This window comes from Kribbella kalugense (assembly GCF_004365875.1).
Taxonomy (GTDB): Bacteria; Actinomycetota; Actinomycetes; order Propionibacteriales; family Kribbellaceae; genus Kribbella; species Kribbella kalugense.
The window spans coordinates 2,594,854-2,617,159 of record NZ_SODF01000002.1; the positions used below are offsets into that span (position 1 = coordinate 2,594,854).

General features: G+C 68.6%; 22 protein-coding genes. 13 read left to right on the top strand and 9 right to left on the bottom strand.

Going from position 1 to position 22,306, the window contains the following annotated elements:
• Positions 1–68 precede the first annotated feature (68 nt).
• From EV650_RS30320 to EV650_RS30335, 4 genes are all read left to right on the top strand, one after another.
• A complete protein-coding gene (locus tag EV650_RS30320) occupies positions 69–1,064 on the top strand; it encodes a hypothetical protein (RefSeq protein WP_134122376.1) in 996 nt (331 codons plus the stop codon).
• A 161-nt stretch (positions 1,065–1,225) separates the two neighbouring features.
• Positions 1,226–2,656, top strand: a complete 1,431-nt coding sequence (locus EV650_RS30325; protein WP_238174535.1) for an extracellular solute-binding protein — start codon at positions 1,226–1,228, stop codon at positions 2,654–2,656.
• A gap of 27 nt (positions 2,657–2,683) precedes the next feature.
• A complete protein-coding gene (locus tag EV650_RS30330) occupies positions 2,684–3,622 on the top strand; it encodes a carbohydrate ABC transporter permease (protein ID WP_202874986.1) in 939 nt (312 codons plus the stop codon).
• Positions 3,619–4,446: a carbohydrate ABC transporter permease gene (locus EV650_RS30335; protein ID WP_134122377.1), complete on the top strand. Its 828-nt coding sequence runs from the start codon at positions 3,619–3,621 to the stop codon at positions 4,444–4,446. Before EV650_RS30330 ends, EV650_RS30335 begins: the two co-directional genes overlap by 4 nt.
• Before the next feature lies 1 nt (position 4,447).
• Here EV650_RS30335 and EV650_RS30340 read toward each other — a convergent pair whose 3' ends face one another.
• Both EV650_RS30340 and EV650_RS30345 read right to left on the bottom strand, forming a co-directional pair.
• Entirely contained in the window at positions 4,448–5,125 is a 678-nt protein-coding gene (locus EV650_RS30340) for a hypothetical protein (RefSeq protein ID WP_134122378.1), read from the bottom strand.
• On the bottom strand, positions 5,122–6,333 hold the full coding sequence (locus EV650_RS30345) for an MFS transporter (protein ID WP_134122379.1): 1,212 nt from the start codon (positions 6,331–6,333) through the stop codon (positions 5,122–5,124). Before EV650_RS30345 ends, EV650_RS30340 begins: the two co-directional genes overlap by 4 nt.
• A 200-nt stretch (positions 6,334–6,533) precedes the next feature.
• Here EV650_RS30345 and EV650_RS30350 point away from each other — a divergent pair, with 200 nt between their 5' ends.
• Positions 6,534–6,959: a CBS domain-containing protein gene (locus EV650_RS30350; protein ID WP_134122380.1), complete on the top strand. Its 426-nt coding sequence runs from the start codon at positions 6,534–6,536 to the stop codon at positions 6,957–6,959.
• A gap of 39 nt (positions 6,960–6,998) precedes the next feature.
• Here EV650_RS30350 and EV650_RS30355 read toward each other — a convergent pair whose 3' ends face one another.
• Both EV650_RS30355 and EV650_RS30360 read right to left on the bottom strand, forming a co-directional pair.
• Positions 6,999–8,348, bottom strand: coding sequence for a M16 family metallopeptidase (locus EV650_RS30355; RefSeq protein ID WP_134122381.1), 1,350 nt, complete (start codon positions 8,346–8,348; stop codon positions 6,999–7,001).
• Positions 8,345–9,646: a M16 family metallopeptidase gene (locus EV650_RS30360; protein WP_134122382.1), complete on the bottom strand. Its 1,302-nt coding sequence runs from the start codon at positions 9,644–9,646 to the stop codon at positions 8,345–8,347. The genes EV650_RS30355 and EV650_RS30360 overlap by 4 nt, the downstream gene beginning before the upstream one ends.
• A 104-nt stretch (positions 9,647–9,750) precedes the next feature.
• On the opposite strand from EV650_RS30360, the gene EV650_RS30365 reads away from it, so the two are divergent.
• Positions 9,751–10,122 (top strand): YciI family protein, encoded by a 372-nt coding sequence (locus EV650_RS30365; protein WP_238174536.1) that lies wholly within the window; start codon positions 9,751–9,753, stop codon positions 10,120–10,122.
• On the top strand, positions 10,115–11,317 hold the full coding sequence (locus tag EV650_RS30370) for an RNA polymerase sigma factor (protein WP_202874987.1): 1,203 nt from the start codon (positions 10,115–10,117) through the stop codon (positions 11,315–11,317). The genes EV650_RS30365 and EV650_RS30370 overlap by 8 nt, the downstream gene beginning before the upstream one ends.
• On the opposite strand, the gene hisN is transcribed toward EV650_RS30370, so the two are convergent.
• Positions 11,301–12,080: a histidinol-phosphatase gene (gene hisN / locus EV650_RS30375; protein ID WP_134122383.1), complete on the bottom strand. Its 780-nt coding sequence runs from the start codon at positions 12,078–12,080 to the stop codon at positions 11,301–11,303. The genes EV650_RS30370 and hisN overlap by 17 nt on opposite strands.
• 145 nt (positions 12,081–12,225) lie before the next feature.
• Here hisN and EV650_RS30380 point away from each other — a divergent pair, with 145 nt between their 5' ends.
• Positions 12,226–12,720: a DUF2231 domain-containing protein gene (locus EV650_RS30380; protein ID WP_134122384.1), complete on the top strand. Its 495-nt coding sequence runs from the start codon at positions 12,226–12,228 to the stop codon at positions 12,718–12,720.
• On the opposite strand, the gene rsgA is transcribed toward EV650_RS30380, so the two are convergent.
• From rsgA to EV650_RS30400, 4 genes are read right to left on the bottom strand one after another with little or no spacing between them, the layout of a single operon-like run.
• On the bottom strand, positions 12,713–13,723 hold the full coding sequence (rsgA, locus tag EV650_RS30385; protein WP_134122385.1) for a ribosome small subunit-dependent GTPase A: 1,011 nt from the start codon (positions 13,721–13,723) through the stop codon (positions 12,713–12,715). The genes EV650_RS30380 and rsgA overlap by 8 nt on opposite strands.
• Positions 13,723–14,991 (bottom strand): 3-phosphoshikimate 1-carboxyvinyltransferase, encoded by a 1,269-nt coding sequence (aroA, locus tag EV650_RS30390; RefSeq protein ID WP_134122386.1) that lies wholly within the window; start codon positions 14,989–14,991, stop codon positions 13,723–13,725. The genes rsgA and aroA overlap by 1 nt, the downstream gene beginning before the upstream one ends.
• Before the next feature lie 46 nt (positions 14,992–15,037).
• Positions 15,038–15,616: a DoxX family protein gene (locus EV650_RS30395; RefSeq protein WP_134122387.1), complete on the bottom strand. Its 579-nt coding sequence runs from the start codon at positions 15,614–15,616 to the stop codon at positions 15,038–15,040.
• Between the two features lie 46 nt (positions 15,617–15,662).
• On the bottom strand, positions 15,663–16,394 hold the full coding sequence (locus EV650_RS30400; protein ID WP_134122388.1) for a DsbA family oxidoreductase: 732 nt from the start codon (positions 16,392–16,394) through the stop codon (positions 15,663–15,665).
• Between the two features lie 70 nt (positions 16,395–16,464).
• On the opposite strand from EV650_RS30400, the gene EV650_RS30405 reads away from it, so the two are divergent.
• The 5 genes from EV650_RS30405 to EV650_RS30425 all read left to right on the top strand — a co-directional run bounded on the left by EV650_RS30405 (position 16,465) and on the right by EV650_RS30425 (position 22,290).
• On the top strand, positions 16,465–17,307 hold the full coding sequence (locus EV650_RS30405) for an aminoglycoside phosphotransferase family protein (protein WP_134122389.1): 843 nt from the start codon (positions 16,465–16,467) through the stop codon (positions 17,305–17,307).
• Between the two features lie 65 nt (positions 17,308–17,372).
• Complete coding sequence (locus EV650_RS30410; protein WP_166678316.1) at positions 17,373–19,649, top strand: ATP-binding protein; 2,277 nt, start codon at positions 17,373–17,375, stop codon at positions 19,647–19,649.
• Positions 19,650–19,774: 125 nt separating this feature from the next.
• The gene (locus tag EV650_RS30415; RefSeq protein ID WP_134122391.1) at positions 19,775–20,257 is read left to right on the top strand and encodes a hypothetical protein; all 483 of its coding nucleotides are present in this window, start codon (positions 19,775–19,777) and stop codon (positions 20,255–20,257) included.
• A 102-nt stretch (positions 20,258–20,359) separates the two neighbouring features.
• Positions 20,360–21,028 (top strand): DUF4097 family beta strand repeat-containing protein, encoded by a 669-nt coding sequence (locus EV650_RS30420; RefSeq protein ID WP_134122392.1) that lies wholly within the window; start codon positions 20,360–20,362, stop codon positions 21,026–21,028.
• Positions 21,029–21,060: 32 nt separating this feature from the next.
• The gene (locus EV650_RS30425; protein WP_134122393.1) at positions 21,061–22,290 is read left to right on the top strand and encodes a serine hydrolase domain-containing protein; all 1,230 of its coding nucleotides are present in this window, start codon (positions 21,061–21,063) and stop codon (positions 22,288–22,290) included.
• Positions 22,291–22,306 lie beyond the last annotated feature (16 nt).

A 22,306-nucleotide genomic window follows, 5' to 3' on the forward strand; every position in this document is an offset into this window, starting at 1 on the left:
ACAAGTCGCCGGGCCATCGACCAGGCTCGGACTAATAAAGAACGGTCATTCGGTTTAAGGAGTTTGCCATGACCACTGAGGCGCACGCGGCCGAACGTCGCCGGCCGCCCTTGATCGCCGTCGTCGTGCTGCTGACCGGGGTCCTCACGGTGTTCCTGATCGCCTTCGCCTGGCCGTCCGCGCGCTCCGAACCGCGGGACGTCCCGATCGCGGTCTCCGGCCCGACGCCAGCGGTCGAGCAGGTCAAGGCGCAGCTCGGGCAGGCGATGCCCGGTGGCTTCGACCTCACCGCCGTACCGGATCGGGCTGCTGCGGTGCAGCGGATCGAGGATCGGGACGCGTACGGCGCGATTGTGCTGGACTCGGCGCAGCCCGAGGTGCTCACGGCGTCTGCTGGTGGCCCGGTGGTGGCGCAACTCCTGACGCAACTGGCCGGGAAGATGGACAGCCAGGCGAAGGTCACCGACGTCGTACCGCTGCCCAAGGACGACCCGCGCGGCGCCGGCCTGGCTGCGGGTGCGCTGCCGCTGGTGCTCGGCGGAATCATCGCGGCCGGCGCGCTGACCCAGTTGGTGCGGTCCGGGTCGAAGCGGGTGATCGGCGCGATCACGTTCGCCGTCACCGGCGGGCTCGCGCTGGCCGCCGTACTGCAGTACTGGCTCGGCTCGTTCGAGGGCAGTTATCTCGGCAACGCGGGCGTGATCGCGATGTCGATCGGGGCGATCAGCCTCACCTTGCTCGGACTCGAGTGGCTACTCGGTACGGCGGGACTCGCGCTCGGCAGCGCGGTGATGATGCTGCTCGGCAACCCGTTGTCCGGGATGACGAGCGCACCCGAGATGCTGCCGAACGGGTGGAGCACCCTTGGCCAGTTGCTGCCGCCGGGAGCCGCGGGTACGGCGTTACGTTCGGTGAGCTTCTTCGACGGCGCCGGCGCTGCCCGGCCACTCGTCGTACTGACCTGCTGGTTGCTGCTCGGACTGGCGTTGTGTGGACTCGGAGCGCTCCGCGCCCGGGGACGCGCCGTACACCCTCGACATGAGGCATCTGCCGTCGCAGCCTGACAAAGTGGACGTATGACAGCGCGGTGACCGGATCGTTACGTCCCGGTCACCGCGTTCCTGCGTGACTGCGGCGACAACGTTGTCTGTCAAGCATTGACTTCGGTTGATGCAGGCTCCTACGGTCGCGAGAAAGCCCGCAGGGTTTGGGCCGTGGTACCGGCATGACAACGATTGCCCCGAAGGTGGACCTGATGGTGACAAGGAAACGTTTCATGGCAGCGGCCGCCGCGGGCGCGCTGCTGCTGGGAGTCTCAGCCTGTAGCCAAGGCTCGACGACCAAGCAGCCGGACGCCGGCGGCGCTCAGAGCTCCGGACCCGCGCACATCAAGATCGCGTACCAGCAGTGGGGCCCGGGCGTGGTGATGAAGAACTTCCTCACCGGCGTGAAGTCCGAGTACGAGTCGGCCCATCCGGGATCCCAGGTCGAGATCGTTCCGGTCGTGGCCAGCGAGAACGACTACTACACCAAGATCCAGTTGATGATGCGGTCGCCGAACACCGCGCCGGACATCGTCTACGAGGACACCTTCCTGATCAACTCCGACATCACCGCGGGGTACCTGAAGCCGCTGGACGACTACATCGGCAAGTGGGACCAGTGGAACCAGTTCGAGGACACCGCCAAGGGCGCCGCGAAGGGCCAGGACGGCAAGACGTACGGCGTTCCGGACGGCACTGACACCCGCGCGCTTTGGTACAACAAGCAGATCTTCGCGAAGGCCGGCCTGCCCGCCGACTGGCAGCCGAAGACCTGGGACGACGTGCTCAGCGCCGCGCGCACCATCAAGCAGAAGGTGCCGGGCGTGATCCCGTTCAACATGTACTCCGGCAAGCCGATGGGTGAAGCCTCCGCCATGCAGGGCTTCGAGATGCTGCTCTACGGCACCAAGGACACCCTGTACAACTACGACCAGAAGAAGTGGGTCGTCGGCAGCCAGGGCTTCAAGGACTCGCTGAACTTCGTCAAGACCGTCTTCAACGAAGGCCTCGCGCCGTCGCCGAAGGACGCGCTCAGCCCGAACATGGGCAGCAAGGTCGGCACCGAACTCCTGCCGCAGGGCAAGCTCGCGATCGACCTCGACGGCTCCTGGATCTACGGCAACTGGCTGAAGTCCGGCGCCAAGCCGTGGCCGCAGTGGAGCACCGTACTCGGCCAGACCGCGATGCCGACGCAGGACGGCAGCGGCAAGGGCAAGGTCAGCCTCTCCGGTGGCTGGACCTGGGCGATCCCGGCGAAGTCGAAGAACCCCGACGCGGCCTGGGACTTCATCAAGACCCTGCAGACGCAGAAGAACGCCGCCAAGTACGCCACCGACGGCGCGCAGATCGCCGTACGGAAGGACGTTGCGTCCGACGCGACGTACAAGTCCTCCTCGGCGAGCACGCAGTTCTTCACCGACCTCGTTTCCGTGACCGTGTACCGGCCGGCGCTGCCGGAGTACCCGAAGGTCTCGAACGAGATCATCACCGCGATGGAGGCGGTGATGACCGGTCAGTCCCAGCCCGACGCGGCCGCGAAGAACTACGACCAGGCGGTCGAAGGGATAGTCGGCGGCAAGGACAGTACGACGACGAAGAGCACCGGTCAGTAGTCCCCGGCTCGAAGGGATATCTCCCCTGTGACGACGACCGTCGCCCCCACCTCGGCGACCGCTCCCTCCGGTAAGTCCCCCGGAGGGAGCGGGAAGCCGAAGGCCGCCAAGCTGGTCCGGATGCTGCCGCTGTCGCCGGCCCTCGGACTGATGCTGGTCTTCCTGGCCGGCCCGATCATCTACTGCGTGTACGCCGCGTTCACGAACATGGCGCTGACCGGGACCGGCGCGGCGAACGTCAAGTTCGTCGGCCTCGACAACTTCCGGAAGGCCTTCAGCAGCGGCGCGTTCACCAACTCGATCTGGCTGACGCTGGTGTTCACGCTGATCTCCGCGATCATCGGTCAGAACACGTTGGGTCTCGGCCTGTCGCTGTTGATGCGCAGGTCGACCAAGGTCGTCCGCAACTTCGTCGGTACGGCGGTGATCGGCGCCTGGGTGCTGCCTGAGGTCGTCGCGGCGTACCTGCTGAGCGCGTTCTTCAACGACGACGGCACGCTGAACGTGATGCTGCACTGGGTCGGCCTGCCCGGCCAGGACTGGTTGTACGGGGCACCGATCATCGCGGTGTCACTGGCCAACATCTGGCGCGGTACGGCGTTCTCGATGCTGGTGTACTCCGCGGCGCTGAGCGAGGTACCCAAGGAGATCGAGGAGTCCGCCGAGATGGACGGCGCCGGCGGCTGGCGGCGACTGCTGTACGTCACGATCCCGATGATCAGCCGGGCCGTGATGACCAACCTGATGCTGATCACGCTGCAGACGCTGAGCGTGTTCGGCCTGATCTACGCGATGACCCGGGGCGGCCCGGGGACCAAGAGTCAGACGTTGCCGCTGTACATGTACGAGCAGGCGTTCAGCTTCTCCCAGATCGGCTACGGTACGGCGATCGCCCTGGTGATGCTGGCGATCGGCGCGGTCTTCTCGCTGATCTACCTGCGTGGACTGAACTCGGAGGCCGCATGATTGCCCGCGACCGGATCAGCAAGCTGACCGGCAACCTCGTACTGCTGGCGATCGGCGTGCTGTTCGTCCTGCCGTTGCTGTGGGTGCTGTTCGCGTCGATCAACCGGACTGCCGGCCTGCGGGTCGAGCTGCCGACGCATCCGACCCTTGGGAACTTCAAGGCGGTCCTGAACACCGACACGACGTACCGGCCGGTGCTGAACGGCATCATCCTGTGTGGCGGCGCGGCCTTGCTGACGATGGTCTGCGCGGTGCTGGCGGCGTACCCGCTGTCGCGCTTCAAGTCGCGGTTCAACCGGCCCTTCCTGCTGACCGTGCTGTTCTGCACCGGGCTGCCGATCACCGCGGTGATGGTGCCGGTGTACGGGCTGTTCGTGCAGCTGAACCTGATCGACACCCTCGGCGGCACGATCATGTTCATGGCGACAGCCTCGCTGCCGTTCGCGATCTGGCTGACCAAGACGTTCATGGACGGCGTGCCGCTGTCGCTGGAGGAAGCGGCGTGGGTCGACGGTGCGACCAGCATGCGAGCCTTGTGGGCGATCGTGCTGCCGTTGATGTGGCCGGGGATCGCGGTGGTGCTGATCTTCACCTTCATCGGCATGTGGGGCAACTTCTTCGTGCCGTTCATGCTGCTGCTGTCACCCGAGCGGTTGCCGGCGTCGGTGAGCATCTTCACCTTCTTCGGCCAGTACGGCGAGCCGAACTACGGACAGCTGGCGGCGTACTCGCTGATCTACACGATGCCCGTCCTGCTGCTGTACCTGTTGCTGAGCCGCAAGCTCGGCGGCGCGTTCGCCCTCGGCGGCGCGATCAAGGGCTGAGTCAGCGGGCGGCGAGGGTACGGCGGGTTTCCCGCCAGGACTCGAGTTTCTCCTCGAACGTCGAGTCCCACTGGAAGTCGGGCACGGCCTTGGCGAACCGGTCGAGAGCGATCGGCGCCAAGGCCGACGCCGTTTCCGGCGCTCCGTCGATGACCAGGGCCAGCCGGACGACGAAGGTCACGACTCGAGTCAGGCGAGAGTGGTTGTGTGAGGTCTCCAGCTCCTTGAGCTGAGCCCGGAGCTGCTTGATCGTGCGCAGCGCCGTACGCAGTTCGCCGCGGCCCGCGGCCGGGACCACCTCGTCGGACGGGATGCCGAGCAGCTCGGCGACATCGTCCAGCTCATCGGCCGGGGTCGCCTTCGACTTGCGGAGTAGACCTGGCTTGTCGGCCTGAAGGCGCTCGGCGATCAGGTCGAGCAGCTCGTCGACGCCGCGGACGAGCTCGGGGAGTGCGAGGTCGGCGGTCTTGCGCCGGTTGCTGGCGAGTGAGGTGACGCGCTCATGCTCGTCCTCGACCACGGATCGCACCGAGTCGGGCCAGTCGTCGAGGCCGGTGAGGTCCTCGACATGCGGCGCGGCCGCGTTGAGCTCGCCGGCGTTCAGCGGTTTGGCGCCGGCGCGGGCCGCGTCGATTTCGTGTTCGTGCTTCTTCTGCGGTCCTGGAACGATTGAGCTCACACGCCCACCCTACGCAGGTTCCACACGGACGGGACCACGAGCGTGATGACGGTGATGAGGACGAACAGGGCGGCGCCGTACAGTTCGACGGCTTTGACGCTGATGACGGCGGCGACGTACCCGACGGTGAGCTGGCCGGCTGGGCCGGCGATGAAGGAGCCGAGCATGTCGTACGACGACACTCTCGACAGCTTGTCGATCGGTACGTGTTGGCCGAGCGCGGTCTCCCAGCTGATGCCGAAGATGTCGAAGCCGATTCCGAGGACGAACGCGGCGGCGGCCATCGCGAGCGTGTTCGGCAGCAGGGCCAGGCAGAGCATGACCGGGACGGTAAGGAGCATGCCGAGCATCCCGGTGCGGAGTGGGTAGCGCGGTTTGAGCCGGAGCATGATGATGCCGCTGGCAACGAGTCCGGCGCCGAAGCAGGCGCTCACCAGACCCCACCCGGTCCGGCCGAAGGTGCGGTCCGCGATCACCGGGCCGAGAGTTTGATAACAGGCCGTGAAGATCAGGTTCAGCAGCCCGAACGCGAGCACGATCACCCAGATCCACTGCCGGGACACGAACTCGCTCCAGCCTTCGCGCAGATCGGTCAGTATGGAGCTGGCCTGACGTTCGATCCGCGGGATCGTCAGCCGGGACAGCAGGACGGCGCCAATCAAGAACGTCACGCCGTCGACCGCAAGACCGACGCCGGGACCGGTCAGACCGACGATCACGCCGGCCACCGCGCCGCCGCCGATCATCGCGGCGGACCGCGCGAAGCCCGCGATCGCGTTCGCCTGCGGGAGCTCGGTCCGGTCCACGATCGACGGCAGGATCCCGGTCATCGCGGGCATCACGAACGCGGACGCAACCCCGTTCACCGCCTCGATCGCAGCGAGTTGCCAGATGGTCGCGTGTCCGGAGAGTACGAGCGTCGCGGCGAGACCCTGGGTGAGTCCGCTGATCGTGTTGGCGACCACGAGGACCAGATGCCGGGGGAGCCGGTCGGCGATCACACCACCGATCAGCAGGAAGACGATGTTCGGGATACTCCGCGCCGCGAGCACCGTCCCGACCGCACTCGCCGAGTCGGACACATCCAGCACCGCGAACACCAACGCCACCGGCGCGATCGACGACCCAAGAATCGAAATGAACCGAGCCGAGATGAAAACCCGCACATCCCGATGCCGCAGTACCGCCAAGTCCTCCCGAAACCCCACTACGCCCCCTCGTCGCTCCGAACCCGCCGATCCTACGGTCTGCCGCTCCCGCCCGACGTCCTGTTTTCGGAGGGCAGACGATCACCGTGCCGTCACCCAGGGGCTGTTTACCTGGAGTGGCTGTCCTTCGTTGTCACTGGGTGTGATCAGGGGATTGCCGCTACCTTGGGGTATTGGTCCTTCGAACTGCAGGAGGCTCCGTGAAGATCAACGACGTACTGCGCGGCAAGGGCAACCAGGTCGTGACCATCTCCCCAGACGCCACTGTCACCGAGCTGCTCGCCCTGCTGGCCGAACACAACATCGGCGCGGTGGTGGTCAGCACGAACGGGTCGTCGGTGGACGGCATCGTGTCCGAGCGCGACATCGTCCGGCTGTGGAACGGGACTCCGGACGCCGGTGACGTCCGGGTCAGCGCGATCATGACCGCCGAGGTCCGTACGGCGACACCGGACGACCTGCTCGACAACCTGATGCTGCTGATGACCGAGCACCGGATCCGGCACGTCCCGGTCGTTGTCGACGGCAACCTGGCCGGCCTGGTCAGCATCGGCGACGTGGTCAAGTCCCGGATCGGCGAACTCGAGTTCGAGCGAGAACAACTCTCCAACTACATCAGCAGCTGAAGGACTCTGCCCCGGACGACCCGGGGCAGAGAACCCAGCTCAGCTCAGGTCGATCAGCTCGCCGAGGTCGAGGCCCTCGAGTTGCGGGCGGACGTCCTTGGCTTCCCCGACCACGACCACGAGCAGCCCGTCGGTGCCGACGTACCGGCGGTACGCGTCGGTGGCCTCGGCTGCGGTGGTGGCCGCGATCTGGGCGAGGTACGTGTCGGCGAAGTCGACCGGTACGCCGTTCGCGATGTTGGAGCCCACCTGCTGAGCGACCGAGTCGGCCTGCTCGTAGCGCAGGGGAGCGGTCCGGATCAGGCTGTCCTTGGCCTCCTGGACCTCCTGCTCGGTGAGGCCGTCGCGGGCCTCGCGCAGGATGCGCAGCGCGTCGCCGATCGCGGCCCCGGTCACTTCGGTACGCACGGCGCCGCCGAGGCTGAACGTCCCGCCCTTGCGGGGCGCGGCGAAGCTGGTCCGGGTGCCGTACGTGTACCCCTTCTCCTCGCGGAGCACGGTGTCCACGCGTGAGGTGATCGTCCCGCCGACGACGTGGTTAGCGACCGCGGCCGAGCCCCACGCCGGGTCCCGTCGGTCAGGGCCGGCGCACCCGATCAGCAGCTGGCTCTGCACCGAGCCCGGCCGGTCGACGAGCACGACCCGGTTACCCGGGATGTAGATCGGCTCCGGCGTCGCCAACGCCGTACCGGCAGTCGCGGTCCAGCCGCTGAACGCGTCGTCGATGATCCCGGCCACGTCCACACCGGTCGCATCGCCGGCGAACAGGATCTCCGCCCGCTCCGGGGAGATGTTGTTGCGGTAGAAGTCGGCCACCTCGACGTTCGTCAGCGGACGGATCGTGTCCGGCGATCCCGCGGTCGGGCGCGACCGCCGCGTCGACGAGTCGAAGAGATGCGCCGCGAACGCCTCGCGGGCCCGGTAGCCGGCATTGGCCCGCTCCTGGTTGATCTCACCGAGCCGGATCGTGACGTGCCGGCCGACATCGGCCTGGTTGAACGCGGGCCGCGTGATCGCCTCCGCGAGCAAGCGAACCGCCGGCTCGAGATGCGACACCGGCACCGAGATCTCCACGTGCAGTGCGTCCGAGCTGACATCGACGCCGTACGCCGCTCCGTGGCGCTCCAACGCGGCGGCGAACTCGTTGGCCGAGTGCAACTCGGTCCCCTCGTCGAGCGTCCGCGACATGATCGTCGCGACGCCCTCGAGCTCGCGCGGCTCCGCGATCAGCGGCATCGCGATCGTGACCCGGACGGTGGCGACGTACTGCCCCGGACGGTCGAAGACGTGCATCGGCGTACCGGTGCTGGACCGCGTGGTCACTGCCTCCGGGAACTTCCACGGGCGCGGCGCACCGACGGCCGGCGGGGTGGTCAGAACCTGGTTCATGCCTGCTCTCCTGCGGTCTCCGAAGCTTCGGCTTCCTTGCGGCGGTAGGTGACCTGGACCCGGCCGTTCGCCCGGATCCACTGCCGCGCGGCCGCCTGCACCTGCTCGACGGTCACAGCCTGCACCTGGTCGATCCGGGTGTTGATCCGGCCCGGATCGCCGAAGAGCAAGGCGTGGTGCGAGATCTCGTCGGCCCGGCCGGCGCACGACGCCAGCTGCTCGAGCCAGTCCCGCTCGGCCTGCGCCTGCACAGTGGCGAGCTCGTCCTCGGTAACGCCTTCCTCAGCGAGCTTCTCGATCTCCTCGAGCAGCGCGTCCTCGACCGTCTGCAGGTCGATGCCGTCCGACGCGATCCCGGTCAGCGTCCCGAACGAGACGCCGCCGATCAACGGCAGCGCACCGCCGGACACCGACTGCGCGATCTGCTCGTCGCGAACCAGCCGTCGATTCAAGCGACCGCTCTGACCGGCAGCGAGGATGTCGAGCGCGAGCCCGGCCGCGTCCAGCTCCGGCGTCCCGTCCACCGGCAGCCGGAACATCATCGTGACCAGATCGGACGGTACGTCGGACTCCACGTCGTCCCGCTGTACGTCGGTCATCGGCCCGATCGTCCCGTCCGGCGCGGGCGGCGGCTGCGGGATCGCCGGCAGATGTCCGAAGTACCGCTTGGCGGCGTCGAACGCATCCTCCTCGGAGACGTCACCGACGATCGTCAGGACCGCGTTGTTCGGCCCGTAGTACTTGCGGAAGAACGCGTGCACGTCCTCCACTGAGGCGGCGTCCAGGTCGGCCATCGAGCCGATCGTCATGTGCGCGTACGGGTGTCCTTCGGGGAAGGCGAGCTTGACGAGTCGCTCGTACGAGTCGCCGTACGGGCGGTTGTCGTAGGTCTGCCGCTTCTCCTCCTTGACCACGTCGCGCTGGTTGTCCAGATTCTCCTGGTTGACCGCGTCGAGCAGGTAGCCCATCCGGTCCGCCTCGAGCCAGAGCGCGAGGTCGAGACCGCCGCTGGGCAGCGACTCGAAGTAGTTCGTGCGGTCGAAGAAGGTGCTCGCGTTCAGACTGGCGCCGGCCGTCTCCAGCAGACTGAAGTGCTGACCGGAGGCGACGTTGCGCGACCCCTGGAACATCAGGTGCTCGAAGAGGTGCGCGAACCCGGTCAGCCCTGCCGGTTCGTGCCGCGATCCGACGTCGTACCAGAGGTTGACGGCGACGATGGGGACGGCACGGTCGGAGCTGACGACGACCCGCAGGCCGTTGTCGAGCGTCTGCTCCACGATGGGGTACGTCAAGGGCATACCGGCCACCATACGTGGTCGGGAAACTCCCCGGCCGAGATTGTCGATCCCGGCCCGGGTCGCGCATCGGAGTGGTAGATGCTGTAACAGACCAGGCAGCGGACATGGACGAGAGAGGTGACCCGCAAGTGGGCAAGTACCTGGTGATGATCTACGACGACGAGGCGAAGTGGGCCGCGGACGACGGATCGGTGATGGAGCAGAACCACAAGAACCATCAAGCCTTCGCCGAGACCAACGGGTCCGCGCTTCGCGGCGGCGGGCAGCTCGACGGGAGTGAGACCGCGACCTCGATCCGGTCCGACGGGAACGGCGGGTACGTCGTGACCGACGGGACGTTCGCGGAGACCAAAGAGGTGATGGGCGGCTACTACATCATCGAGGCGGCCGACCTGGACGAGGCGCTCGCGATCGCCAAGCAGGTGCCCTCCCCGATGGGTGGTGTCGAGGTCCGTCCCCTGGTCAACGGTGGCTGATCCGATCGCGCAGGCGGTTGCGGAGGCTCACTCGACCGAGTGGGCCTCCGTGCTCGCCGCAACGGCACGGGTCGCGGCCGATCTCGATCTGGCCGAGGACTGTGTGCAGGACGCGTACGCCAAGGCGCTGGTGCACTGGCGTGAACAGGGCGTGCCGAAGAAGCCGGGTGCTTGGCTGACGACGGTCGCGACTCGGCGGGCGCTGGAGCACCGGCGGCGGGACGACGTGGCTCGTCGAAAGCTGCCGTTGCTGATTCCGGATGAGCAGGCCTCTGATGGGGTCTTTCCGGACGACCGGCTGCGGTTGGTGTTCACCTGCTGCCACCCGGCGCTGGCGCAGGAGGCGCAGATCGCGCTGACGCTTCGGCTCGTCTGCGGGCTGTCGTCGGCGGAGATCGCGAAGGCGTTCCTGGTCAAGGAAGCCACGATGCAGGCCCGGATCACCCGCGCCAAGCACAAGATCTCCCGCTCGGGCATCGCCTACCGGATCCCGCTGCTGGCGGACTTGCCGGAGCGCATCGACGCTGTGCTGGACGTCGTACACCTCGTCTACACGGCTGGTCATACCGCGGCGGATGGCGACGAGCTGACGCGGCCCGATCTGGCCCGGCGAGGGCTCGATCTTGCCCGGATGATGCGGCTCCTGGTGCCCGAGAGTTCGGAGGCGGCGGGATTGCTCGCGTTGCTGGTACTGACGGACTCGCGGCAGGCGGCGCGCGTCGACGACGACGGGCGTCTGGTGCTCATGGAGGACCAGGACCGCTCGCGCTGGGACGAGGAGCTGATCACCGAAGGGCTGGAGCTGGTGCCTGAGGCGTTGGCGAACGCGGGCCGGTTCGGGGTGATGGCGGCGATCGCGGCAGTGCATGCGGAGACGAAGCGCTGGGAAGACACCGACTGGCAGGAGATCCTCGGGCTCTACGACCTGCTCCTGGCCCGCTGGCCTTCGCCTGTGGTCGCACTGAACCGGGTGGTGGCGCTCAGCTACGTCGACGGACCCGAAGCGGCGCTCCACCAGTTGCAGGACGACCCGGCGTTGGCGACGTACCCGTATCTCGCGTCCACGCGCGCGGAGCTGTTGCGTCGTACCGGGCGGGACGCCGAGGCGCAGGCGGCGTACGAAGAGGCCTTGGCCTTCACCAGCAACGCTGTCGAGGCGGAGTTCCTGCAGCGGCGGATTACTCGAGGCGGCTGAGTACTTCGTCGTGCAGGCGGCCGTTGGTGGCGACGGCGTTCGGGCCGCTCGGGCCCGGCTTGCCCTCGACCGAGGTGAACTTGCCGCCGGCCTCGTCGACGATGATCGCCAGCGCGGCCATGTCGTACAGGTTGAGCTCGGGCTCGGCTGCGATGTCGACCGCGCCTTCCGCGACCAGCATGTACGACCAGAAGTCGCCGTACGCACGGGTCCGCCAGACCGTGTCCATCAGGTCGGCCCACTGGTTCTTCTTGCCGATCTTCTCCCAGCCCTTGAGCGAGGCGTACGACAGCGAGGCGTCCTCGATCTTGCTCACGTCGCTGACCCGGCACGGCTGCGACGAGTGCAGCGCGCGGCCGGTCCAGGCGCCGTCGCCGTACGACGCCCACCAGCGCTTCCCGAGCGCCGGGGCGGAGACCACGCCGACGACGACCTGGTCCTCGATCATCAGGCTGATCAGCGTCGCCCAGACCGGGACGCCACGGATGTAGTTCTTGGTGCCGTCGATCGGGTCCACGACCCAGCGGCGTACGCCCCAGCCGGAGGTGCCGTCCTCCTCGCCCACGAACGCGTCCCGCGGGCGGGCCCGGGAGAGCGTCTTGCGCATCACGTCTTCGACCTTCTTGTCGGATTCGCTCACCGGGGTCAGGTCCGGCTTGGTGGCCACGTGCAGGTCGAGCGCCTTGTAGCGGTCCATCGTGGTCGAGTCCGCGTCGTCGGCCAGGATGTGGGCGAGCCGCAGGTCATCCGTGTGCGAAGGCATGCCGGAAGGCTAGCCTGACCTGCCGCTGAGCGGGGCAGGTGTCCGGCGAACGTTGCGGATCGGTTGCGGCGCGAATTGAACCTAAATGGGTCATTGAACGTGCAGTTAGTGTCTGACCACGATCTACGAACGCCAGGAGGCGTCAATGTTCGAGCGCTTCGGTGACCTGCCGCTGCATGTGCTGGTGGTCCATCTCACTGTGGTCGTGTTGCCGGTGGCGGCGCTGACCGGGCTGGTGTTCGCGTTGGTGCCGCGCTGGCGCTGGTTCCTGCGCTGGCCGGCCCTGGTGCTCGGGGTCGGGGCGCTGGTGTGCACGTTCGTTGCGAAGGAGAGTGGCCAGGCGTTCGTGGCCGCGGTCCCGACGCTGCAGAAGGCGGTTGAGCTGCACGAGAAGCGTGCCGACCTGCTGTTCTGGTACGTGCTGATCTTCGCGGTCGTTGCCGTCGCCGCCTTCTTGCTGCTGTCCGGACCGTCCGCGCTGGCGTCCGGAAAGGGTGCCAAGGCAACCAAGAGCCGTCCGCTCGAGATCGTCACCCAGGTCGCCGTCGTGGTGATCGCCGTTCTCGTTCTCTGGCAGACCATCCGCACCGGGGACGCCGGCGCCAAGGCTGTCTGGACCGGCCAGCTTCCGCCTAAGTAGTCTCTTCGGTTTCGCGCAGGTCCCGGCCTTCGCGGCTGGCCAGCAGACGGCGGAACGAGGCGACTCGGTCGGCGTCGGCTCGGCCCGCCGCGACGGCCTCGTCGAGCGCGCAGTCAGGGGCGTCGGCGGTGTGCGTGCAGCCACGCGGACAGGTCTCCGCGATGTCGGCCAGGTCGGGGAAGGCTTCGATCAGCTTGTCCGGATCGACGTGGGCCAGGCCGAACGAGCGGATGCCCGGGGTGTCGATGATCCAGCCGCCGTTGGGCAGACGCAGTACGAGCGTGTTGGTCGAGGTGTGCCGTCCGCGGCCGGTCACCGTGTTGACCACACCGATCGCTCGATCCGCGCCAGGGATCAGGCCGTTGACCAGCGTCGACTTGCCGACGCCGGAGTGGCCGACCAGGACGCTCGTACGGTCGTCGAGTTGTTCGCGGAGTTCGCTGAGATCGCCGCCCTGCTGGGTGGCCACGGACTCGACCCCGAGTGGGCGGTAGATCGCCAGCAGCGGGTCCGGGTCGGCGAGGTCGGTCTTCGTCAGGCAGAGCAGCGGCCGCATGCCGGCGTCGAACGCCGCGACCAGGAAGCGGTCGATCAGTCCTGTCCTCGGCTCCGGGTTCGCGACTGCAACGACGATGACGAGCTGGTCCGCGTTCGCGACCAGCGGTCGCTCGACCGGGTCCTCGTCATCGGCCGACCGGCGCAGCAGGGTTGTCCGCGGCAGGACCTCGACGATCCGCGCCAGGGTGCCCTCGTCGCCGGTGGAGTTGCCGTCGAGCTTGACTCGGTCACCGACGATCACGCCGGTGCGGCCGAGCTGGCGGGCCTTCATCGCGGTCACTTCGTAGCCGCCGTCGGCATCGTCGACCCAGCACGCGTAGCGCCCGCGGTCGCGGGTGAAGACGAATCCGATCACGGCGTCGTCGTACGAGGGGCGGTCCTTGGTCCGCGGCCGGGTCCGGCGCTTGGGCCGGTCGTACTTAGCCTCCTCGTCGTACCGCGACATCAGCCGGCCAAGCCCGACCAGAGCTCGGGGAACTCCGGCAGGGTTTTCGCCGTGGTCCCGATGTTCTCGATCTCGAGGCCGTCGACGAGCAGCCCGAGTACGGCGGCCGCATGGGCCATCCGGTGGTCGCGGTAGGTGCCGAAAAGCCCACCGTGCAAGGGCTTCGGGCGAATCTCCAGCCCGTCGGCCGTCTGCGTCACGTCTCCGCCGAGCGCGTTGAACTCGCGCTCGAGCGCTGCGAGCCGGTCGGTCTCGTGGTTGCGCAGGTGCGCGATCCCACGCAGGTACGACGGTCCGTCCGCAAAGGCAGCCACCGCCGCGATGACCGGCGACAACTCACCGACCTCGCTCAGGTCGAGGTCTACGCCCTGCACTCGGCCGGTACCGCGGACAGTGAGGCCATTGTCGGTGAGGGTGGCGGAAGCGCCGAAGCGGGTGAAGATCTCGGGCAGCTGGCCGCCCGGCTGAGTGGTCTGCGACGGCCACCCGGTGACGGTCACCGACCCGCCGGTGATCACGGCCGCGGCCAGGAACGGCGCCGCGTTCGACAGGTCCGGCTCGATCGCGGTGTCCATCGCCCGAATGGGGCCTGGGGCAACGACCCAGCGGTTCGGCTCGGCGTCGTCGACCTGGACGCCGCGCTCCCGCAGCATCGCCACCGACATGTCCAGGTGCGGCTGGGACGGCACCGGCTTCCCGTCGTGCCGGATGTCGACACCCTCGTCGTACCGCGCGCCGGCCAGCAGCAGCGCGGACACGAACTGGCTCGACCCGGATGCGTCCAGCGTCACCGTGCCGCCGCGGACCGAACCCGTGCCCGACACCGTGTACGGCATCCGCCCGGTGCCACCGTCCTCGATCTGTACGCCGAGGGTCCGCAGAGCGCCCAGGATCACGCCCATCGGCCGCTCCCGCGCGTACGGGTCGCCGTCGAAGGCGATCGTCCCGTCGGCCAGCGCGGCGACCGGTGGGACGAACCGCATCACGGTGCCGGCCAGGCCGCAGTCGACACTCGCCGGGCCTTTGAGCGAGCCCGGGGTGACCGTGACCGTCGTACCGCTGTCCGCAATGCCGACGCCGAGTGAGACCAGCGCCGACCGCATCAGCGAGGTGTCGCGGGCGGCGAGCAGGCCGGTCAGGTGCGACGGGCCGTCGGCGAGCGCGGCGAGGATGAGGGCACGGTTGCTGATCGACTTCGATCCGGGGACCGTGACCGTACCGGTCACAGCACCTTCGGCGCGCGGTGCCGGCCAACCCTGCTCGCTCATCCCACTCCCTCAGCTCAGGTGTTCTACAGCCCTGAGCCTAGGGCATTCAGCCGAACGGGAGCTCCGCCTTCGCCAGCTTCGCGGCCTGCTTGGCCTCGCGGGCCAACTGCTTGGCCTCGCGCTTGGCAGCCTTGGCACCGCGCTTGGTCTCGCGCTTCGCCGCCTTCGCACCGTGGGTGGCGCGCCAGGCGACGCCGGGCTTCCCCTCGGTGTCGACCGCGGCGAGCAGCAGACCGCCGAAGATCCCCACGTTCTTCATGAAGTTGATGCGCTGCTGGTTGCGGACGGCCTTGTCCTTCTCCAGCCAGAACGGGTGGCCTGCAATCGTCGTCGGCACCAGTGAGGCGGCCAGCAGGGTCGCGCCGAGGCGACGGCCCTTGCCGCTGGCGAGGGCGATACCACCGATCACCTGGGCCGCGCCGTTCAGCCGGACCAGGTTGGCCGTGGTGTCGGGGAGCCGGTCGCTGACCTGCGGCGGCGCGACCCGCTTCACCATCGGCACCAGCCGGTCGGTCACCGGCTGCGCCTTGGGCACCAGCGGCTCGGGATTGCGGATCGCGTTCGCGCCTTGCACGACGAAAATGACGGACAGCAACGGCCTGGCCAATGCGCGCACGACAGTCATACCTCCTTCATACACCACGTTCTGTGGTACTCCCTGTACCCACGACTCAGATGGCGCAGCCGTCCGGTCCACAAGTCGGGTCGTCCTGGGCTGCGGTGCTCGCTGAGGTGATCAGCGTCACCGGCTTCCGGTCCGCATTCGCCCGGCGCAGTGCCTCCTGGAAGACCTCGACCGGCTGTGCGCCGCTCACGCCGTACTTCTCGTCGATGACGAAGAACGGTACGCCGTTCGCGCCGTACGCCAGCGCCTGTTGCTGGTCAGCGGCGACGTCCTCGGTGTACGTCGTACCCGCCAGGACCTCACGCACTCGCTCGGCGGGCAGGCCGACCTCCGTGGCCAGCTCAGTCAAAGTGGCGTGGTCGCCGACCGGGAGGCCGTCGCTGAAGTAGGCCTTGAGCAAGCGCTCCTTGAGGCGGCCCTGCGTCTCGGCGGGCACCTCACCGGCCTCCGCGAGCTCGCGGGCCAGGTGGAGCAGCCGGTGCGCGTCGACGGTGTTCGCCGACTTCGCGTCCTCGAGGTGGTAGTCGAGGCCGAGCTCGGACGCGATCTCGGTGACGTGGGCGTTCGCCTGCAGGCCCCACTCACGGCCGCGGCCGTACTTCTCGCCCAGCCGGGTGGCCAGATCGCGTGCGTCGTCGTTCGTCGACGACGGGTCGAGCTGGAAGCTGTGCCAGACGACCTCGGCCTGGTCGCCGCTCTCGGTCAGAGCCTGTTCGAGCCGACGCTTGCCGATGTAGCACCACGGGCAGACGACGTCGGACCACACATCAATGCGCATACCTGTCCGCAGCTGGCTGCTACCGGCACCTATTCCCAACCAGAGCCGCCTGTGATGCGTCTGACGCTCCATGGACGAGGAACTCGTGCGGACCCTCCTGCAAGAGCAGCATCCCGACTTGGCGGACCTGGAGCTGAAGGAGGTCGTCGGCGGGTGGGGCAACCAGATGTGGCGGCTGGGCGAGGACCTGGCCGTCCGGATGCCGCGGACCGATCGGTTCCCGGAGCTCCTGCTCAACGAGCACCGCTGGGTTCCTGACATCGCCGCCCGGGTTCCGTTGCCCGTCCAGACACCTGTCCGCCTCGGCGCACCGTCGGACCGGTTCCCGCGGACCTGGCTGGTGAGTACGTGGGTCGCCGGCGAACCAGCGGACTACGCACCGATCACCGACCCCGAGGCCGCGGACGTGCTGGCCGACTTCCTGCGTGCCCTCCACACTGAGGCGCCTGCCGACGCGCCGGCGAGCAACCGGAGCGGTCTGCCGGAGAGCCTGGGGTTCAGCGACGTGCATGAGTACGTCGACTGTCTTGACGAGGTTCGCGCGGTCTGGGAGGACGCCGTCGCCGCACCGGCGTACGACGGTCCGCTGCTCTGGCTGCACGGCGACCTGCACCCGGCGAACGTGGTCGTTGCCGATGGCACCCTTGCCGGTGTGATCGACCTGGAAGAGGTCTGCGCCGGCGATCCGGCCACCGATCTCGCGGCCGCCTGGATCCTGCTGCCGGCCGGCGCCGCTGACCGGTTCTTCGAGCGCTACCAAGCGGATGAGGCAACGGTACGGCGAGCCCGCGCATGGGCCGTGCAACGGGCGCTGTTCCTGATCGCGATGGGGATCAACGGCGACAAAGGCGTGCCCGGAGGCAAGGCGCACTGGGGTCCGTTGGGGCGGGCGGCGCTCGACCGAATCCGGTAGATCCAGGGGATCTGGCTAGGTCCGGACCTCTAGAATCGGCGACTGACTCCGGAGAAAGGCTGAGGGTGGGCGACGAGCTGACAGAGCGTTTGCGGCAGTTGCGCGATGTGACCGGGCGGAGCCTGCGCGAGCTCGCCCGCGACACCGACACCAGCAGCTCCTCGCTCTCGCGGTACTTCGCCGGTCAGGCTGTCCCACCCTGGTCAACGGTCGTGACACTGTGTAAAACAGCCGGTCGCGATCCGCGACCCCTGCGGGAGATCTGGGAACGCGCCAAGGATGGGCCTCAGACCGGCGCTGCTGCGACGCCGGTACGCAACGACCTGCCGCACGACGTCACCGCCTTCACCGGCCGCACGGCCGAGCTGGACGCCCTGTGTGATGCCGCGCGGACCACGTCGGTCGTGGCGATCGACGGCATGGGCGGGGTGGGCAAGTCCGCACTGGCCGTCCACGCTGCACACCTGCTGACCGCAGACTTCCCGGACGGGCAGCTCTACCTGGACCTGCACGGGTTCACACCAGGCCGGGAGCGGGTCGAGCCTGTGGAGGCGCTACGCGTCCTGCTCGTCGCACTCGGGCTGCCACCCGGCCGGATTCCCGACGGGCTCGCCGAGCGGGCCGCGCTGTGGCGGTCCGAGCTGGCGACGCGACGACTGATCGTCCTGCTGGACAACGCCACCGACGCCGACCACGTACGCGATCTGCTGCCCGGAGCCGGCCAGACCTTCGCGGTGATCACCAGCCGCCGCCGGATGGTCGAGCTGGACGGCGCCCAGCCCGTCTCGCTCGACGTCCTGCCCAGCGAGGACGCGGCACAGCTGTTCGTCGACGCCGCGGGCGGTGCCCGGCCAGGCGACGTCGATGAGGTACTGCGCCGTTGCGGGAACCTGCCGCTGGCCATCCGGGTGGCCGCAGCCCGACTGCGGCACCGGCCCGCCTGGACGCTCGACACACTGGTCGAACGGTTGCGCGACGGCGAACTGGTGGCGCTGGACGTCTTCGAGATGTCGCTGCGGCAGCTCGACCCCGCTCAGCGCCGGATGTTCCGGCTGCTCGGACTGGTGCCGGGGGAGGACATCGACGCGTACGGCGCGGCCGCGCTGGCCGGGATCCCACTGCTCAACGCCCGCTCCCTGCTGGAAGACCTGGTGGACGTCCACCTGATCCAGGAGCCCGCAGCCGGCCGCTACCGGATGCACGACCTGCTACGACAGGCCGCCCGGGCCGACGATCCCGCAGCTGATCCGGCGCCGGCGATCGCCGGGCTCGCCGACTACTACCTGAGCGGCCTGCTGGCCGTGAAGAAGCTGATCGAGATCCTCATCCCGCTCCCGGTCACGGTGACGCAGCCGCCTCCTGCGCTGCCCGACCTGTCCGGCTTCGACGTCGCCGTCGACTGGATGGACACCGAGTGGGGCAACCTCGCCGCGGCGTTCTCGCTGGCCGTGCAGCTCCGCATCGACGCGCAGGCAGTCGGACTCGGACAGCTCGCCACGATCTCGGAGGCGCGCCGCGGTGGTACGACGCGGTTGCGCGAGGTGCTCGAGGTCAGCATGCCCGCCGCCGAGCGGCTCGGCGACCGCCGCGTGCTCGCCTCGCACCGGTACCTGCTGGGCGCTGTGCGGCTGCGCAACGGCCGGCTCGCGGAGGCAGCGCTGGAGCTGGAGGCGGCTCGCGTGCTGATGGCAGCAGAAGGCGACCTCGTCAGCGAAGCCATCACGCTCATGCAGCTGGCCCAGATCCGTGAGTACCTCGGCGACCCGGAGGGCGCAGTCGAGCTCCTGGACCGAGCGACCGCACTGGACGCACCGCATGAAGCCGTCCGGGCACGGGTTCGCGCCGCACTCGGCCTGGCTCTGGTCTGGCTGGGCAAGTACGCCGGGGCGCGCGAGGTCGTCGCGGAGGTGGTCGAGATCGTCGACAGGCTGGACCGGCAGACCGAGCGCATGTGCTGCGACGTACTCGGCCAGGCGGCACTGGGCCTGGGCGACTTCCAGGACGCGCTCAGCTTCGCCGAGCAGTCTGTAGCGCTCAATCGGGCCACGCGGAACTCGGTGTTCGAGGCCGCCAGCCTGACCGACGTCGCCGTCGTTCTGCGCCATCTCGGGCGTACCGAGGAGGCGGACGACAAACAGGCCGAGGCCGTCCGGATCCTCGAACGAGTCGGTGAGCCGCACCGGCTGGCACGCATCCAGCTCCCGTACGCCGAGGCGTGCCTGGCCACCGGTGATCGAGTCACAGCGGCATGTCACTTCCAGCTGGTGCTGGAGCTCGCCTCCGGTCACGGCCTCGACTACCTGGTGCCGGAGGCCCGCTCAGGCCTGGCCCGCGCGTCCTGAGTGTCCCGTCCCATCCTGGGACACCAGTCCGACTCGGGTGACTCCGCAGGTCAGCGCGGTGTCCCGTGTCCCAGCGGGCGCGGCGTGGATTGTGCCGGATGGGTCACCACACCGAGGCTTCGACCATGCACACCACCCGAACGCTGCTCGCCGAACTGGACGCGCAGCCCGCCCAGTGGGAGGTGGAAGGCACGCTCGACGCGCCAGTCACCGCAGTTGCCGCACTGCTGCTGGCGGTCACCGCGGGCCGGGTCGGCGACGACAACCTCCTGGTACTCGCTAGGGCGTCGACGGCCAGGCAAGGAGCCATGACCGTCGTGCCAGAGCCCGAAGCAGGCCTCTACCGCGCAGAGCTCGCCGGACCGCTCGAGCCGGTCGAGATCCAGGTCGACCGGACCCGGTGCAGGTTGGCGGTGCGGAGCTGGTACGCCGGAGTGCACGAAGCCGATCCCATTCCAGGGGGCACCCGGGTGACCCACCGGGTCCACCAGGTCCTTCCCGACCACCCGGGCTTCGCCGCCGGGATCGCCGAGCTCGGTCTGCAGACCCGGATGGCACGGGATCTGAGGCAGGTGCTGGGCGTGATCGCCGACCGACTCGGCTGCTGACACGGCACCTCCGTCATGTCAGCACGATGGCGGACCGGTGTCAGGGCGGTCTTAGAAGCTTGTCCCAGTCGAACAAGATCAACGAATCCGAAAGGTACGACAATGCCTACTTTCAACACCCCCGAGCCGATCTCCGCAGTACTGGACATCCCCGCCGGACGCATCCAGCTGATCGCCGCCGACCGGGCCGACACCGTCGTCGAGGTCGCACCCGCGGACCCCTCCAAGAGCCGTGACGTGAAGGCCGCCGAGGAGGCCCAGGTCGGGTACGCCGACGGCGTCCTGCAGGTCGAGATCGCCGCCAAGCGGCAGTACTTCGGCCCGTCCGGGTACGTCGCGCTGACCGTCCACCTGCCGGCCGGTTCCAAGGTCGACGTGAAGGTCGCCAGCTCCGAGCTCCAGGCCACCGGACGACTCGGTGACGTCGCGATCAACAGCGCGCACGGCTCGATCGACCTCGAGGACGTCGCGAGCGCCAAGCTCACCCTGACCGCCGGTGACGTCTCGGTCGGCCGCCTCAACGGCTCCGCGGAGGTTCGCACCAGCAAGGGCGACATCCGGATCGCCGAGGCCGCCGCCGGCGCGCTCGAACTGCGTACCGACGTCGGCGAGATCGAGGTCGGCGCCGCCACCGGAGTCTCGGCGTCGCTGAACGCCGGCACCACCACCGGCCGGATCGACAACGCGCTCAAGAACGCCGAAGGCGCCGGCGCCCAGCTCACCATCAAGGCCACCACCACCGTCGGCGACATCGTCGCCCGCAGCCTCTGATCGCTATCTCTCAACCGAAGGAGAACACCACGATGTCCACCTCCAGCGGCTTCACCGAAGCGGGCCTGGGCCGGATGCACGACGTACTCGCCCGGCATGTCGACTCCGGGAAGATCCCCGGTGTGGTCACCCTGGTCAGCCGGGGCGACGGGGAGCCGCACGTCGAGACGCTCGGGACCATGCGCCACGACGGTGACACCCCGATCCAGCGCGACACCATCTTCCGGATGGCGTCGACGTCCAAGCCGGTCTCGATCTCGGCCGCGATGGTGCTGCTCGACGAGTGCAGGCTGCGGCTGGACGACACCGTCGAGCAGTGGCTCCCCGAGCTCGCCGGCCGTCAGGTGCTCAAGCGGATCGACAGCCAGGTCGACGACACCGTGCCGGCCAAGCGGCCGATCACGGTCCGGGACGTGCTCACCTCGACGTTCGGGCTCGGCATGGACATGACGATGATCGGTACGCCGATCATGGGCGCGCTGTTCGAGCAGGGCATCACGCCGAACGGGCCGGTGCCGATGCCGGAGCCGGACGAGTGGATGCGCCGGCTCGGCACCCTCCCGCTGATGTACCAGCCGGGCGAGCGCTGGCAGTACCAGATCAGCAGCGACCTGGTCGGCGTCCTCGTCTCCCGGGTCACCGGGCAGTCGTACGACGCCTTCCTGCGCGAGCGGATCTTCGAGCCGCTGGGCATGAAGGACACCGGGTTCTGGGTGCCCGGCGACCAGATCGACCGACTGCCTCCGCTGTACGCACCGGACCCGGCGACCGGCGAGTTCCAGGTGTGGGACGAGGCCGAGGGCGGCCGTCACAGCAGCCCGCCGGCGTTCGCGGGTGGTGGCGGTGGACTGAACTCCACCGCTGACGACTACCACGCGTACTTCCGGATGCTGCTGAACCACGGCGTACACCAGGGCGAGCGGATCCTGTCCAAGCCGGCCGTCGAGCTGATGACCAGCAACAGCCTCACGCCGGAGGTGCTGGCGGCGCGCGAGACGCTGGCCCGGGACAACGTGCACATCTCGTTCGGCCAGGGTCAGCAGGGCGGCTGGGGCTTCGGGATGGCGGTCCGCACCTATCGGGGCGACTACGCGCCGATCGGCCAGTTCGGCTGGGACGGTGGCGCCGGTACGTCGACGTACGCCGACCCGGTCAACAGAGTCGTCGGAATCGTGCTCACCCAGGTCGGCACGACCGTGCCGTCCGCGATCCAGCTCGCGAACGACTTCTGGACCACCCTCTACCAGTCACTCGAGGACTGAAAGTTGCCGGCCGGGC

Bases quoted from the DNA above. Each gene is read 5' to 3' on its own strand.
- EV650_RS30320 (WP_134122376.1), top strand. From the start codon at position 69: ATGACCACTGAGGCGCACGCGGCCGAACGTCGCCGGCCGCCCTTGATC.
- EV650_RS30325 (WP_238174535.1), top strand. From the start codon at position 1,226: ATGACAACGATTGCCCCGAAGGTGGACCTGATGGTGACAAGGAAACGT.
- EV650_RS30335 (WP_134122377.1), top strand. From the start codon at position 3,619: ATGATTGCCCGCGACCGGATCAGCAAGCTGACCGGCAACCTCGTACTG.
- EV650_RS30355 (WP_134122381.1), bottom strand. From the start codon at position 8,348: ATGAACCAGGTTCTGACCACCCCGCCGGCCGTCGGTGCGCCGCGCCCG.
- EV650_RS30360 (WP_134122382.1), bottom strand. From the start codon at position 9,646: ATGCCCTTGACGTACCCCATCGTGGAGCAGACGCTCGACAACGGCCTG.
- EV650_RS30365 (WP_238174536.1), top strand. From the start codon at position 9,751: ATGGACGAGAGAGGTGACCCGCAAGTGGGCAAGTACCTGGTGATGATC.
- hisN (WP_134122383.1), bottom strand. From the start codon at position 12,080: ATGCCTTCGCACACGGATGACCTGCGGCTCGCCCACATCCTGGCCGAC.
- EV650_RS30380 (WP_134122384.1), top strand. From the start codon at position 12,226: ATGTTCGAGCGCTTCGGTGACCTGCCGCTGCATGTGCTGGTGGTCCAT.
- rsgA (WP_134122385.1), bottom strand. From the start codon at position 13,723: ATGTCGCGGTACGACGAGGAGGCTAAGTACGACCGGCCCAAGCGCCGG.
- aroA (WP_134122386.1), bottom strand. From the start codon at position 14,991: ATGAGCGAGCAGGGTTGGCCGGCACCGCGCGCCGAAGGTGCTGTGACC.
- EV650_RS30395 (WP_134122387.1), bottom strand. From the start codon at position 15,616: ATGACTGTCGTGCGCGCATTGGCCAGGCCGTTGCTGTCCGTCATTTTC.
- EV650_RS30400 (WP_134122388.1), bottom strand. From the start codon at position 16,394: ATGCGCATTGATGTGTGGTCCGACGTCGTCTGCCCGTGGTGCTACATC.
- EV650_RS30405 (WP_134122389.1), top strand. From the start codon at position 16,465: ATGGACGAGGAACTCGTGCGGACCCTCCTGCAAGAGCAGCATCCCGAC.
- EV650_RS30415 (WP_134122391.1), top strand. From the start codon at position 19,775: ATGCACACCACCCGAACGCTGCTCGCCGAACTGGACGCGCAGCCCGCC.
- EV650_RS30420 (WP_134122392.1), top strand. From the start codon at position 20,360: ATGCCTACTTTCAACACCCCCGAGCCGATCTCCGCAGTACTGGACATC.
- EV650_RS30425 (WP_134122393.1), top strand. From the start codon at position 21,061: ATGTCCACCTCCAGCGGCTTCACCGAAGCGGGCCTGGGCCGGATGCAC.